Source organism: Mycobacterium sp. NGS49, assembly GCF_059812565.1.
In genome coordinates this window covers 198,982-213,671 of sequence record NZ_JCALCX010000011.1, presented here as the reverse complement: position 1 = coordinate 213,671, position 14,690 = coordinate 198,982, and the positions used below count along the sequence as shown (strand labels likewise).

Annotated in this window: 11 protein-coding genes; 7 read left to right on the top strand and 4 right to left on the bottom strand. The window is 70.9% G+C overall.

Annotation, left to right across the window (positions count from 1 at the left end; genetic code table 11):
- Positions 1–1,638 (bottom strand): PPE family protein (locus AC5Y7D_RS14040; RefSeq protein WP_499924802.1); only part of this gene is annotated, 1,638 nt, incomplete at its 3' end.
- Positions 1,639–2,045: 407 nt separating this feature from the next.
- Here AC5Y7D_RS14040 and AC5Y7D_RS14035 point away from each other — a divergent pair.
- Complete coding sequence (locus AC5Y7D_RS14035; RefSeq protein WP_499924800.1) at positions 2,046–7,832, top strand: PE family protein; 5,787 nt, start codon at positions 2,046–2,048, stop codon at positions 7,830–7,832.
- Position 7,833: 1 nt separating this feature from the next.
- Here AC5Y7D_RS14035 and AC5Y7D_RS14030 read toward each other — a convergent pair whose 3' ends face one another.
- Genes AC5Y7D_RS14030 through AC5Y7D_RS14020 form a run of 3 tightly spaced genes read right to left on the bottom strand, consistent with a single transcriptional unit; the run spans position 7,834 to position 10,195 of the window.
- Entirely contained in the window at positions 7,834–8,919 is a 1,086-nt protein-coding gene (locus AC5Y7D_RS14030) for a quinone-dependent dihydroorotate dehydrogenase (RefSeq protein ID WP_499924825.1), read from the bottom strand.
- A gap of 26 nt (positions 8,920–8,945) precedes the next feature.
- Entirely contained in the window at positions 8,946–9,152 is a 207-nt protein-coding gene (locus tag AC5Y7D_RS14025; RefSeq protein WP_499924823.1) for a DUF5703 family protein, read from the bottom strand.
- Between the two features lie 56 nt (positions 9,153–9,208).
- On the bottom strand, positions 9,209–10,195 hold the full coding sequence (locus tag AC5Y7D_RS14020; protein WP_499924798.1) for a YncE family protein: 987 nt from the start codon (positions 10,193–10,195) through the stop codon (positions 9,209–9,211).
- Between the two features lie 158 nt (positions 10,196–10,353).
- On the opposite strand from AC5Y7D_RS14020, the gene AC5Y7D_RS14015 reads away from it, so the two are divergent.
- The 6 genes from AC5Y7D_RS14015 (at position 10,354) to AC5Y7D_RS13990 (ending at position 14,570) form a co-directional block, all read left to right on the top strand.
- A complete protein-coding gene (locus tag AC5Y7D_RS14015; protein ID WP_499924796.1) occupies positions 10,354–10,656 on the top strand; it encodes a hypothetical protein in 303 nt (100 codons plus the stop codon).
- Positions 10,657–10,725: 69 nt separating this feature from the next.
- A complete protein-coding gene (locus AC5Y7D_RS14010; protein ID WP_499924821.1) occupies positions 10,726–11,556 on the top strand; it encodes an undecaprenyl-diphosphate phosphatase in 831 nt (276 codons plus the stop codon).
- A complete protein-coding gene (locus tag AC5Y7D_RS14005; RefSeq protein ID WP_499924792.1) occupies positions 11,553–12,248 on the top strand; it encodes a histidine phosphatase family protein in 696 nt (231 codons plus the stop codon). The genes AC5Y7D_RS14010 and AC5Y7D_RS14005 overlap by 4 nt, the downstream gene beginning before the upstream one ends.
- Positions 12,249–12,345: 97 nt before the next feature.
- Positions 12,346–12,933: a DUF3090 domain-containing protein gene (locus tag AC5Y7D_RS14000; protein ID WP_499924789.1), complete on the top strand. Its 588-nt coding sequence runs from the start codon at positions 12,346–12,348 to the stop codon at positions 12,931–12,933.
- Complete coding sequence (locus AC5Y7D_RS13995; RefSeq protein WP_499924787.1) at positions 12,917–13,732, top strand: SCO1664 family protein; 816 nt, start codon at positions 12,917–12,919, stop codon at positions 13,730–13,732. The genes AC5Y7D_RS14000 and AC5Y7D_RS13995 overlap by 17 nt, the downstream gene beginning before the upstream one ends.
- 31 nt (positions 13,733–13,763) lie before the next feature.
- Positions 13,764–14,570 carry a 3'(2'),5'-bisphosphate nucleotidase CysQ gene (locus AC5Y7D_RS13990; protein ID WP_499924784.1) on the top strand — a complete coding sequence of 269 codons (807 nt, stop codon included), beginning with the start codon at positions 13,764–13,766 and terminating at the stop codon, positions 14,568–14,570.
- Positions 14,571–14,690 lie beyond the last annotated feature (120 nt).

The following is a 14,690-nucleotide window of genomic DNA, read 5'->3' as shown; positions in this document are numbered from 1 at the left end:
GTCGACGAATTCAATTGTCCCGCCCTGCAGTCCGCCGACGAGGGTAGCGTCGATGAATGTCGTCGGGCTGCCGATGACGAGGGTCACCGTCGGAGCGGTGAGCGTTGAGGAAGAGATCTCGACAGGCCCCAGATAGAAGTCACCGCCGAGGAAGTACGTCTTGGGATAGGTGTAGCCGGGAATGGTCCACTCCTGGCCGCCGACCACCAGCGTCTGGTTGATCGAAGTAGCAGCAGCGATGTCGACCGGAATGGTGGGGATCTCGATGGCGACGTACGCGCTGATCTGGCCTTGGTTGTCGCCGGTCACGAAAAAGCCGTTGCTGTTGTTGCCCTTGATGAAGGCACCGGTATTGACATTGCCGGTGTTATAGAGCCCGGTGTTGTAATTGCCGGAGTTGAACCCGCCCGTATTGACGCTGCCCGCGTTGTAGCTGCCGGTGTTGGCGTTGCCCGCGTTGAAGAAACCGGTGTTGTAACTACCCGTGTTGCTCACGCCCGTGTTGAGGCTGCCCGCGTTGAAGAAGCCGGTGTTGAAGCTGCCGGTGTTCGATCCGCCCGTGTTGCCGCCACCGGCATTTCCGATGCCCCAGTTTCCATCACCGGAGTTTCCGATGCCGACATTTCCAGTGCCGGAGTTGAACAGGCCGATGTTCGCAGTGCCCGAGTTGAGTACGCCGAGATTGGCGGCGCCGGAATTGACTGCGCCGAAGCCGATTCGCCCGTCGCCGGTGAGGCCGATGCCGATGTTGTTGGTGCCGGTGTTGGCGATGCCGACGTTGCCGTCACCGGCATTGGCGATACCGATGTTGTTGTTGCCGGCGATCCAGAAGCCGCGGTTGTCGCCGCCGAGATTTCCCGGCCCGATGTTGTGATTGCCCAGGTTGCCCAGGCCGAAGTTGCCGATGCCGTTGCTGCCGAACCCGCGATTACCCTCACCGATGTTTCCGCTGCCGCGGTTGGTGCTGCCGATGTTGCCGGATCCGATATTGAAGTTGCCGATATTCGCGCGGCCGATGTTTCCCTGGCCCAGGTTGGCCAAGCCCAGGTTCTCGAAGCGAGGGCTCCACTCGATTCCGAGGCTCGGTTCGGCAACCGCTTGGGCGGTCGGGTTGCCAGCGGAATGCATTGCGGTGAAGGGCGTTAACGCCGAGACGATCGCCGAAGCCTCGCCCTGATAGGCCAGCAATGCGGCCACGTCCTGGGCCCACATCTGCTCGTATTCCGCCTCGACAGCGGCGATTGCCGGTGCGTTGAGCCCGAGCAGGTTTGAGGTCACCAGACGCACAAGTGCCGCGCGGTTGTTCGAGATTATCGCCGGATGCACCGTTGCCGCTCGCGCGGCTTCGAACGCCCCCGCCGCCAGCCGGGCCTGGGCGGCCGCCTGCTCGGCGTCGGCCGCCGCCCCACTCAACCACCCCACATAGGGCTCGGCCGCGCCCGACATCGCCGCCGACGCTGCGCCTTGCCACGACGAACTGGACAGTTCTGCCGTCACGGCCGAGAAGGCGACGGCGGAGGAACTCAGTTCAGCGGCCAACGATTGCCAGGCCGCCGCCGCCGCGAGGAGGGGGCTCGGTCCAGCACCGGCAAACACCCGCCGGGAATTGCGTTCCGGTGGAAACCTCGCGAAGTCCATCACATCTCCCTTGACCGCGACAGGCCTTCGGCGCCCTGCGAGCAGTTCCTCCCGCCCGCGATCGGTTAGCTGCGCCGAGCGACAGTCACCGCCAATCGAAGTGGATTCTGCCGAATTTGCAAGCGACTCCTGGTGCCTTGCGTGGTGCGGAGCTGCGCGACCGACGCACTGACGAAGCATGCTGAGAGATGACGGAATAGGCTGTGATGAAACAGTTTCCACCTCTGCCGTACAGGCGTTGTGGCCTACTGGGGTCGCTTTGAGCGATGCCTTGCTCCCCCGTTTGGGGGAGCGGATTTCATCCACCGAATCCGTCATCTGAACGAGGTCTCGGCAGCGTCAATCGCGCGAAAGTCATAGCTGGAGCAGTGGCGCGTGCAGTTCACTACCGGGAAGGGACGAAAGAGATGTCGTTCATGTTGGCCAGCCCGCAAGCATTGTCGATCGCAGCAGCTCAGGTCGTCGGTGTCGGATCGTCCCTGCGTTCGGCAAATGCGGCGGCAGCAATTCCAACGACATCGCTGTTGGCCGCGGCTGCTGACGAAGTGTCGGCGGCAGTAGCCTCCCTGTTCTCCGGGCATGGCCAGGACTATCAATGCCTGGGTGCTCAATTGATGGCCTACCACGACCAGTTCGCACGGACGCTGAACGCCAGCGCTGACACCTATGCGGCCGCCGAAGCAGCTAATGCGTCGCCGCTGCAGACCGTGCTCAAAGTGATCAACGCGCCCACCGAGGCGCTAGTGGGGCGCCCGTTGATCGGTAACGGCGCCAGCGGCGCCAGCGGTTCGGTGGGTCAGGCCGGACACGACGGCGGCATCTTGATCGGCAACGGCGGCAATGGCGGCACCAGCAGCGAGGCGGGTGCGCCCGGGGGTGCCGGCGGTTCGGCCGGGCTGATCGGCACCGGCGGCAGCGGCGGGACCGGGGGAGCCGGCGCGGTCGGTGGTGCCGGCGGCAACGGTGGCTGGCTACTCGGATCCGGCGGGGCCGGCGGAATCGGGGGCGCCGGCGCGTACGGAGGACACGGCGGCACCGCGCCGCTGCTGGGTAACGGTGGGCAGGGTGGCGCCGGAGGAGCCGATCCCACCGGCCAAGGCGGACATGGCGGCAACGGCGGTCGGGGCGGGCTTGCTTTCGGTTCCGGGGGTGCCGGGGGCGGCGGGGGATTCGGGGCGGTCGCGGGCGCCGGCGGTGACGGCGGCAATGCCGCATTGATTGGCCTCGGCGGTGCCGGGGGCGCCGGTGGTCACGGGGCTGCCGGTACCGCTGGCGGTGTCGGCGGAACCGGCGGGGCCGGCGGAACAGGCGGTAACGGCGGACTGATCGGTTTCGGCGGTCATGGCGGAGTCGGCGGCGACGGTGGTACGGGAGGTGCCGGAGCCGACGCGACAGCCGGCCAGCAAGGCTTCAGCGGGAGTACCGGCGGTGCCGCGGGTGCAGGCGGGGCCGGAGGGCACGCGGTGATCGGGCTGGCTGGTGAGGGTGGCCGCGGCGGCACCGGTGGAGCCGGCGGAGCCGGTGGGATGGGCGGAGCAGCTGTCGGAGCGGGCGTCACCGGCGGTCAGGGCGGCACGGGCGGTGCCGGAGGAGCGGCCGGGTCGGGTGGTGCCAGCGGCGGGTTCGGCGCCAATGCGGGTGCGTCCGGGCGGGGCGGCGCCGGTGGTGCCGGCGGAAGCGGCGGCGCGGGCGCCGCCGGAGGCGACGGCGTCAGTGACGCGAGCGCGCCGACGGCCGGTCTGCAGGGCGGCCAGGGTGGTGCCGGCGGTACCGGCGGAGCGGGTGGCGCGGGTGTCGGCGGGCTCAATGGTGGCCAGGGTGGTCAGGGCGGTGTCGGTGGCCAGGGCGGCACCGGTGGTGCTGGCGGGGCGAATACCGGAAGCGGCGCGGGCAGCGGCGCGACCGGGGGCCAAGGGGGTTCCGGTGGTGCTGCCGGTGCGGCGGGTTCGGGGACTGATGGTGGCGCTTCCGGAACGATCGGCACGGGGGGCCAAGGCGGTACCGGCGGCACCGGAGGTCGCGGCGGTGACGGCAGCACCACCACGTCATTCACCGGCGCGGTGGGCCCGGGACTCCAAGGCGGTCAGGGCGGTGGTGGCGGTCAGGGCGGCGCTGGTGGTGCGGGCATTGGCGGGGTCGGCGGCGGTCAAGGCGGGCAGGGTGGCGTCGGTGGGGCCGGTGGCGCCGGCGGGGCGGGCGGCTCCAACAACGGAAGTAGCGGCGGCAACGGCTTCGATGGCGGTCAGGGTGGGACCGGCGGCGCGGCCGGCTTCGGTGGCTCCGGCACTGACGGCGGGGCGGTCGGCGCGTCCGGCAGCGGCGGCAAGGGCGGTGACGGCGGCACCGGCGGAGCCGGCGGCACCGGCGCAAACGCCGCGACTCGATTCGACACCGGCTCCATGGGCGGCCACGGCGGCGGCGGTGGCAAAGGTGGCCAGGGTGGTGCCGGGAACGGCGGCAGCAACGGTTCCGGCGGCTCGGGCGGCCAAGGTGGTCAAGGCGGTCAGGGCGGCATGGGATATGCAGACGATGGCACCAACAACGCCACCAGCGGCGGCATCGGCGGCACCGGCGGAACAGGCGGCGCCGGTGGTGCGGCCGGTACCGGTGGCGAGGGCGGCACCGGTGGTGTGGCCGGTGCCGGCGGCGCCGGAGGCCATGGCGGTCAGGGCGGCTCCAGTACGACCGTCGCCCACACCGCGGGCCAGGGTGGCCGGGGCGGTCAGGGAGGTCAGGGCGGCCAAGGCGCCACCGGCCCCGCTGCCGGTACCGGTTACGCCGGCGGGCAGGGCGGCCAAGGCGGTCAGGGCGGCCAGGGTGGTTCTGCCACCAATAACGCCTACAACGGCGTCGGCGGGGACGGCGGTCAGGGCGGTGCCGGCGGAACCGGAGGCGCGGGTTACAACGACGATGGCGCCGACAACGCTGGCACAGGCGGCGTGGGCGGTGCCGGAGGACAAGGTGGCGCGGGTGGCACTGCGGGCACCGGCGTCTTCAACAGCCAGGCCGGGTCGAGTGTCGGTGCCGGCGGCGCGGGTGGCGCGGGGGGTCAAGGTGGACAAGGCGGCGCTACCAGCACGCCCGGTCACACCGCCGGTGACGGCGGACAGGGCGGACCCGGCGGCCAAGGCGGTAGTGGCGCTGACGGTGTCAGGCCCAACAGCAACCCAAGTGAAATCGCTGGTCACGGCGGCTACGGTGGCGCCGGTGGCGTCGGCGGTGCCGGTGGCAACGCGGTAGCCGGCGCCACCAACGGAGCTGGCGGTCACGGTGGCCAGGGCGGTCAAGGCGGAACCGGTGGTGCGGGATTCAATGACAACGGCAACTTCAACGCCACCGCCGGCGGCACCGGCGGCACTGGTGGCGAGGGCGGTGCCGCGGGAGCGGCGGGTACCGGCGGCACGGGTGGATCTGCAGGCATAGCGGGCAACGGTGGCACGGGTGGCACCGGCGGCGATGGCGGTTCAGGCGAGGCAGCCAAACCCAGCCTGGGTACGCCGTTTGAGGGCGGGGATGGTGGCGCAGGTGGGGCCGGGGGCCAAGGCGGTGCCGGCGGCACGGGCATCGGCGGCGCCGGTGGCGGCCAGGGCGGCCAGGGTGGCGTCGGAGGAGACGGCGGTGGTGGCGGCGCCGGGGCGAACAGCACCGGAGACAGCGGTGCCAGCGGCAGCGCAGGTGGCCGCGGTGGCGTCGGCGGGGCCGCCGGGGCCGGCGGCGCGGGAACCGACGGTGGCGCGGACGGTGCGGGCGGCACCGGCGGCCACGGAGGAAACGGCGGTGCGGGGGGCAAGGGCGGCATCGGCCAAGCCGGCGTGTCCGGAACGTCACCCACCGGCGGTGGGCAGGGCGGCGACGGCGGTGCCGGCGGGCGGGGAGGTGACGGCGGCGCGGGCATCGGCGGAGTCGGCGGCGGCAACTCCGGCCAGGGTGGCGCCGGCGGACAGGGTGGCGACGGTGGAACCGGCGGAGCCAGCGGTGGTACCGGCGCTGACGGTGGCCGGGGCGGTGTCGGAGGTGCTGCCGGCCTTGGCGGCTCGGCCATTGATGGCGGCGCCGCGGGGGTGAATGGCACCGGTGGTAATGGCGGCACGGGAGGCACCGGAGGCAACGGTGGCACCGGTCAGGCCGGCGTGTCGGGTCCCGCGCCGACTTCCGGTAGCGCCGGTGGCCGGGGTGGCGCCGGCGGACAGGGTGGCGCCGGCGGTGCCGGCATCGGCGGCATCGGCGGCGGTAACGGTGGACAGGGCGGCGTCGGCGGTGCAGGGGGCGCCGGCGGTGCGGGCGGCACGAACACCGGGAACAGCGGCGGCAGCGGAGCCGACGGCGGCAGGGGCGGCACCGGCGGAGTCGCCGGCAGCGGCGGGTCCGGCACCGACGGGGGCGCCGACGGGACGATCGGCGTCGGGGGCAAGGGCGGCGCAGGTGGTGCCGGGAGCAGCGGTGCCAGCGGGAAGGCCGGCTTGTCCGGCACCTCGCCTACGGCCGGCGAGCAAGGCGGTCGCGGCGGCGCCGGCGGGCAGGGTGGTGACGGTGGTGCTGACTTCGGTGGGGTCGGCGGCGGTCAAGGTGGTCGCGGCGGTGCCGGTGGGCAGGGTGGCGCCGGAGGGAGCGGGGGGGCCAACACGGGCACCGGCGGCGGAGCGGACGGCGGCCACGGCGGCGACGGCGGAGCCGCCGGCGCTGCCGGCTTGGGGACCGATGGCGGCGCGAGCGGGGCGATCGGTACCGGGGGCAGGGGCGGCGCCGGAGGCACCGGCGGCAACGGCGGCACCGGCCAGGCGGGTACGTCCGGCGCCTCGCCCACCGCTGGCGCCCAGGGCGGTGGAGGCGGTGCTGGTGGCCAGGGCGGCAACGGAGGGGCAGGCATCGGCGGGGCCGGTGGCGGTCAAGGCGGTCAAGGTGGGATCGGCGGTCTGGGTGGCGCTGGCGGCACCGGCGGCACCAGCACCACGAGCGGAGGCAGCGGCGCTGCCGGTGGCCAAGGCGGCACTGGCGGTACCGCCGGCGCTGCCGGCTTGGGGACCGATGGCGGCGCAAACGGGGCGATCGGTACCGGTGGCAAGGGCGGCACCGGAGGCACCGGCGGCAACGGCGGCACCGGTGCGGCGGGCATCACCGGCGCCACACCGCCCATTGCGGGAAGTCCGGGCGGCGCGGCTGGCGCTGGCGGAGCGGGCGGTGACGGCGGTGCCGGCATCGGCGGGGTCGGTGGGGGAGCAGGTGGCCAGGGGGGCGTTGGCGGACGCGGCGGCAACGGTGGCGCCGGAGCACCCAACGTCGGTGGCAACGGCGGCAGCGGCGCCGATGGTGGCAAGGGCGGCGCCGGGGGCGCCGCGGGGGCGGCAGGGTCCGGGACCGATGGCGGCGCGGCCGGGGCGATCGGCGCCGGCGGCAGGGGCGGTGACGGCGGCGCTGGCGGCAACGGCGCCTTCGGGAAGTCCGGTACGTCCGGAGCCTCGCCAACCCCGGGCGCTCAGGGCGGTAGTGGGGGCAACGGCGGTCAGGGCGGCGAGGGTGGTGCCGGCATCGGCGGACTTGGCGGCGGCACGGGCGGCCAGGGTGGCGTCGGCGGCCAAGGCGGCGTCGGCGGTTACGGCGGCAGCCGGGTCACCGGCTACTCCGGGAACGGGGCCGACGGCGGACAAGGCGGCTCCGGTGGCACTGGCGGCGCGGGAGGAGCCGGCGGGGATGGCAACGGCATGGGTGGCACCGGCGGTACCGCTGGCGGAGGTGGCACCGGTGGTACCGGTGGTACCAGCTATGGCTTCGCTACCGGTGGTGCCGGCGGTGCGGGCGGCGTCGCGGGTGTCGCCGGCACCGGTGGGGCCGGAGGTGGCCCGACCGGCAACGGTGGCAACGGTGGTGCCGGCGGACATGGCGGTGCCGGTGGCCACGGTGGCGACGGGGATGACGGCGCTTCCACCTCGGGCGGCGCAGGTGGCAAGGGCGGCGCCGGCGCCGTAGGCGGGACTGGCGGCACGGGAGGCAGCTCAGTGCTCGGCACCGGCGGCACGGGAGGAACCGGTGGATCCGGTGGAGACGGCGGCACCGGAGGCGCGGGCGCAAGAGGCTTGGGAACGGCCGGCACGAGCGGCGGCGGCGGCGGCATTGGACGCGGCGCCACCGGCGCTACCGGCGGGGCCGGTGGCGCCGGTGGGACCGGCGGCGCCGGTGGCGCCGGCGGTCCGGCCTGACCTAACCCGGCGGTCTGTCCCGGTTCGCCACCGCAGACCCCACGGCATCGCTCAGCGACACGAAGCCGCCGTCGTGCAACCGCCGGGCAATGCCGTCGTGAATCTCTTTGGCCCACAGGCCTCCGCCGTATATGAAGCCGGTGTAGCCCTGCAACAGCGAGGCGCCCGCGGTGATGCGCTCCCACGCGTCCTCGGCAGTCTCGATACCGCCCACACTGATCAGCACCAGCCGGTCACCTACTCGGTCATGAAGCCGGCGCAGAATCGCCACGGCGCGGCGGGCCACCGGCGGCCCGGAGATGCCACCGGCCCCCAAGGCTTCGACGCCGGGAGTTCGCAGGCCCTCGCGCGAGACCGTGGTGTTGGTCGCCACGATGCCGGCCAGACCCAGTTCCACGGCCAGGTCAGCGATGTCGTCGACGTCTGAATCGCTCAGATCCGGCGCGATCTTGACCAGCACCGGGGTGGCGGACGCCTCGGCCAGCACGGCGGACAGAATGGGCCGCAGCGACTCGACAGCCTGCAGGTCGCGCAGCCCCGGCGTGTTCGGCGAGCTGACGTTCACCACCAGATAAGCCGCCAGCGGCGCCAACAGCCTTGCGCTGGAACGGTAATCGTTGACCGCGTCTTGCGGCGGGGTGTTCTTGGTCTTGCCGATATTCACGCCGACCGGCACGTCCGGGACGTGTTGGGCGAGCCGAGCCGCCAGGGCGCCGGCGCCGTGATTGTTGAAGCCCATGCGGTTGAGTAACGCCCGGTCCTCGGGCAGCCGAAACAACCGCGGCGCGGGGTTGCCCGGCTGGGCGTGGGCGGTGACGGTACCGATCTCGGCATAGCCGAAACCCATTGCGCCCCAGATAGCCAACCCGCTTCCGTCCTTGTCGAACCCGGCAGCCAGTCCGAGCGGCCCCGGAAAGTGCACCCCGAAGACCGTGCTGGCCAGCACCGGGTCGGTGGGGCCCAGCCACCGGCGCATTCTCCGGCGCACCGGCGCTGCGGCCGTGGCGCCGCGCAGTCCCCGGAAGACCAGGGTATGGACGCGTTCGGCCGGCACCCGGAACAGCACACTTCGCACGGGACCGTACAACCGGTGCCCGCGTGGTTGCGCCAGCGTCACGATTCCGGCTGTTCGGGAATGCGGCTGTCCAAGCGAGACTTCTTGCGCCGCAACAATACTCTCCTACTTCCGTCGGTGTAGAGCCGAACTCGGGTCAACTCCCAGCCGCGGTACTCGGCCTCGATGGACAAACGGGTGGACGCACTGAGCCGGGTCACGTCCGGTGGTAACCGCAACGGCGCCCACTCGTACTCGTCGGACATGTCGGCTTCCCAGCCCGCCGGCAGCCGGCTCCACCGCGGTGCGGGCGGGCCCGGGTTCACGGCCGGCCTCCCGCATGCTCGATGACCTGCACCCCGCCGCCCGACCCCGACACCACGTACAAGGTGTCCGACGCCTCGTCGAAGGCCAGCGAGTTCGGTTGCTGCACGGTTGAGTAACGCACCTTTTCCACGGGTATTCCGGTGCTCAGATCGTAACCAATGACGGTGTTGGATGCCGTCTGGGACACCCAGGCCAGTTCGCGTGACCCGGTCAGCCCGTACGGTGCCTGGCGCACCGGGAACGCCTGCCGCAGGATTAGCGGGTCGACCCCGTAGACCAGCAGCTGGCCGCCGCGCGTGTCGGCCACGAGCACCCGACCCTGCGTGTCGGCGGCCATTGTGGTGGCTCCTTCGCCGGCCCGCAACGCCTGCTCGGCGCGACCGTCGGGGCCGATCGTGGTCACCGAGGTCTGTCCCCGATCCAGCACCACCGTGGTGTTTCCCACTGCGGCAAGAGCATCGACGCGGGCGAAGATCTTGTTCTGGTTGGCTATCTCGCCGCCGTTGGCAAGTGTGAACACCGCGCCGTCGGCGCTGCCCAGCACCAGCCTGCCGTCTGCGCGGCGGGCGACCGCGGTGAACTCGTGAGTTCCGCCGACGGACGTCGCGCCGATCTGCCCGGTGGTCAGATCGGCCGCGAAATAGCCGTCGCGCCCCGCCAGGTACACGGTGCCCTGACCGTCGCCGGTGAGGGCTGCGGCGGGCCCGGGCAGGGCGATCGTGCGTGGTGCGCTCTGGGCGCCGAGCACGGTGATTCCGGCCGGTGCCGCGGCGTCAGCGCCGGGGGACAGGACCACCAACTGCCGAGTTCGGGCATCGAACCAGGCGCTTTCGGGGTGGCCGCCCAGCGCCCGAACCACGCCCGCCGGGTTCTGGGCGGGCGGAGAGACGGCCGGCTGGGCGGGTGCAATCGTCCGCGGGGGGGACGCCAGTGGATTCGACGAACACCCCGAGCTGGTGGCGGTCAGCAGCAGCAAAACCATGGAGGAGTAAACGGCCTGATAGGTAATGTTCCGACGCTCTGGTAGCAACCCGCATCTGCGGTGGCCCGAAGACGCATATCGATTTCTAAGGAACGCGATCGCGCTTAATATCGTCATGTTTGCCGCTTAACGTGGTACGCCGGGGGTATTCTCGCCGCATGACCGTCACTGCTGACCGGCATACCGCAGATCAAGGGTTTGCTGTAGAAGACATGACCACTGGCATTTTCGCCAGCGGTTATGGACAAGTCGGAGATGGACGCAGTTTTTCCTTTCACATCGAACACCGGTCGCTCGTCGTCGAAATTTACCGGCCGCGCCTGGTGGCGCCAGTTCCGCAGGCTGAAGATGTGGTCGCACGCGCCGTTCGCAGCGTGCTGGACATCGACCTCACCGACGAGCGCAGCTTAACCGCTGCCGTGCGGGACTCGGTGGCTCACGCGGTGCCCGTCTCGCGTTAGCGGGCCGCGGCCCAACGGCACCCGTCGTCGGCACCAGGTACGGTCGTCGTCGTGTCTGCGGTTCCGGCGATGTCTTGGGGACAAGTCATCGTCCTGTCCGTGGTGCAGGGTCTGACCGAGTTTCTCCCGGTCTCCTCGTCCGGGCATTTGGCCATCGTGTCCAGGGTGTTCTTCAGCGGCGACGCCGGTGCCTCGTTCACCGCGGTGAGCCAGCTGGGTACCGAAGCCGCGGTTCTCGTCTACTTCGCGCGCGACATCGTGCGCATTCTGCGCGCCTGGTTCAACGGAATGTTCGTGAAGTCGCACCGCAACACCGACTACCGGCTCGGCTGGTATGTCATTGTCGGCACCATCCCGATCTGTGTGCTGGGGCTGCTCTTCAAAGAGGTGATCCGGTCCAGCGTGCGCAACCTTTGGGTGGTGGCCACGGCCATGGTGCTTTTCTCGGCGGTGATTGCGCTCGCCGAGTACGTCGGACGTCGCAACCGTGACATCGAGCAGTTGAACTGGCGCGATGCCGTCGTCGTGGGCATCGCCCAGTGCCTGGCGCTGGTACCCGGCGTTTCGCGCTCGGGATCGACGATCAGTGCAGGGCTGTTTCTCGGATTGGAACGCGAACTGGCGGCTCGCTTCGGCTTCCTGCTGGCAATTCCGGCGGTGTTCGCGTCGGGGCTGTTCTCGCTGCCCGATGCTTTCCGGCCCGTCACCGAGGGGATGAGCGCCACGGGCCCGCAGTTGCTGCTGTCCGTCGTGATCGCATTTTTCATCGGCCTGGCGGCAGTCACGTGGTTCCTGCGTTTCCTGGTGCGCCACAACATGTTCTGGTTTGTCGGTTACCGCGTGGTGGTCGGCGGTGCAGTCTTGATCCTGCTGGCGACCGGGACGGTCGCGGCGACATGACCGTTCTGCTGCTGCGTCACGGCCGGTCGACGTCGAACACCGCGGGTGTGTTGGCCGGCCGGTCGGAAGGTGTCGACCTCGACGACAAAGGCCGCGAGCAGGCGGCTGGCCTGGTCGATCGGATCGGTGACCTACCCATCCGGGCATTGGTGTCCTCGCCGCTGCTGCGGTGCCGCCGCACAGTAGAGCCGTTGGCCCGGGCGCTGTGCCTGGAGCCTGTAATCGAGGATTCGCTCGCCGAAGTCGACTACGGCGAATGGACCGGCCGCAAGCTCGGTGAGTTGGTCAACGAGCCACTGTGGCGCGTGGTCCAGGCCCATCCCAGCGCCGCGGTGTTCCCTGGCGGCGAGGGCCTCGCGCAGGTTCAGGCGCGCGCTGTCGCGGCCGTCCGCGGGCACGACCAGCGGCTGACCGAGGAGCACGGCGGGGACGTGCTCTGGGTGGCCTGTACCCACGGCGACGTGATCAAGTCGCTGATAGCCGATGCCTATGGGATGCACCTGGACAGCTTTCAACGCGTCAACGCCGACCCTGCATCGCTGAGCGTGATCCGCTACACCCCGCTGCGTCCGTTCGTGCTGCATGTCAACCACACCGGTACGCGACTGTCGGCGGGTCTGCGTGCCGCTCCGCCGCCCGAGGCCAAAGACCAGCCCTCCGGCGACGCGGTCGTCGGCGGCTCGGCGAATTAGCCGACCCCGTGCTCAGCGCGCCGACACGCCGGGCCGCTGAGCGGACCGGCGTACGAAGCGCACGGCGTCGCCATCAGCACGGTATTTTGGAAGTGCCATGGCCCGCGCAATCCACGTTTTCCGCACACCCGACCGCTTCGTGGCCGGGACCGTCGGGCAGCCCGGAAACCGCACGTTCTACATCCAGGCCGTGCACGACGCCCGCGTTGTCTCGGTGGTTCTGGAGAAGCAGCAGGTTGCCGTCCTCGCCGAGCGCATCGGTGCGCTGCTGCTCGAGGTCAACCGCCGATTCGGCACCCCGGTGCCTCCCGAGCCCACCGAGGTCGACGACCTCAGCCCACTGATCATGCCGGTCGACGCCGAATTCCGGGTCGGCACGATGGGCCTCGGGTGGGATTCCGAGGCACAGACCGTGGTCGTGGAACTGCTGGCCGTCACCGACGCGGAGTTCGACGCCTCCGTCGTGCTCGACGACACCGACGAGGGGCCGGACGCGGTACGGGTGTTTCTGACCCCGGAGTCGGCGCGGCAGTTCGCCACCCGGTCCCACCGGGTCATCTCGGCCGGGCGGCCGCCCTGCCCGCTGTGCGAGGAGCCGCTGGATCCTGAGGGACACATCTGCGCACGCACCAACGGCTACCGGCGCGAGGCGCTCTTCGGGTCTAGCGATGACCCCGAGGAATGATCAACTTGAGGTGCTGCGCGACGGCGAGCTGACAGTCCTGGGACGGATCCGTTCGGCAAGCAACGCCACCTTTCTGTGCGAGGCCGCACTGGGCTCCGAAACCGTGCACTGCGTCTACAAGCCTGTCTCCGGGGAGCAACCGCTGTGGGACTTTCCCGACGGGACGTTGGCCGGCCGCGAGCTGGCAGCCTATCTGGTGTCGACCCGGATGGGCTGGGATATCGTGCCGTACACCATCATTCGTGGCGGCCCCGCCGGCCCGGGGATGCTGCAATTATGGGTGCAACAACCCGGTGACGCCGCGGACTCCGAGCCGCGGCCCGGTCCGGACCTGGTCGATCTGTTCCCCGCCGGCAAGCCGCAACCCGGCTACCTGCCAGTGCTGCGAGCCTACGACTACGCCGGCGACGAGGTAGTCCTGATGCACGCCGACGACGACCGACTGCGCCGGATGGCGGTGTTCGACATCCTGGTCAACAACGCCGACCGCAAAGGCGGTCACATCCTCTACGGCCTCGACGGCAACGTTTACGGGGTGGACCACGGGGTGAGCCTGCACGTGCAGGACAAGCTGCGCACCGTGCTGTGGGGATGGGCCGGCAAGCCGATCGACGACTCCACGATGGAGTCGGTTGCGACATTGGCCGACGCCCTGCGCGGTCCGCTGGCCACCGAACTCAAGGGTCACATCACTAGCGCCGAAATCGCCGCGCTGATCCGCCGCACCCATGTGCTGCTGGACGACCCGGTGATGCCCGGCCCCAACCGGCATCGCCCCATTCCCTGGCCGGCGTTCTGAGCGGGCGCGCGCCGTCGGCGATACTGGGGCGGTGGACCCGGCCGCGCGTGACCTGACGGATGCCGCGCTGGCCGCTGAGCTCGCCGCTGAGGCCGGGGAGTTGTTGCTTGCGGTGCGCGAGGAGGTCGGCTTCGACTATCCCTGGGAACTCGGCGACGCCGGCGACCGCCGTGCGAACTCACTGATTCTGCGCCGGCTGCGGGCCGAGCGGCCGGGTGACGCGGTGCTCAGCGAGGAGGCTCACGACGACCTGATTCGGCTCAAGTCCGATCGGGTGTGGATCATCGATCCTCTCGACGGCACCCGCGAATTCTCCACCCGCGGCCGCGACGACTGGGCGGTGCACATCGCACTGTGGCAGCGTCCGAAAGCCGACTCCAACGGGCGCCTGCACATCACCGACGCGGCGGTGTCGCTGCCGGCCCGCGGCAACATCGTCTATCGCAGCGACACCGTCAGCGCGCTGGTCAATCAGGCCGCCACCGAGCGCATCCCCGGCGTCATCAGAATCGCGGTCAGCGCCACGCGGCCGCCGGCGATCCTCTACCGCATGCGCAAGATTGTGGACATCGAACTGGTGCGGATCGGCTCGGCAGGCGCCAAGGCCATGGCGATCATCGACGGCGTCGCCGATGCCTACCTGCACGCCGGCGGCCAGTGGGAATGGGACTCGGCGGCGCCGGCGGGAGTGGTGGCCGCTGCGGGTATGCACGTGTCGCGCCTGGACGGTTCGCCCATGATGTACAACCAGCTGGACCCGTATCTGCCCGACTTCGTGATGTGCCGGGCCGAACTCGCGCCGATCCTGCTGGACGCCATCCGGCAGTCGTGGTGGTGAGCGCCATCGAGTGTGCGCCGGCTGTCACAGAAGTGGCATTCGGCTCGAGGGATCGCACACTCAAAGCGGTAGGCGCACACTCGATCGGCCGGCTGCCGTCTCCGGCCCCGCCGCGAGGTT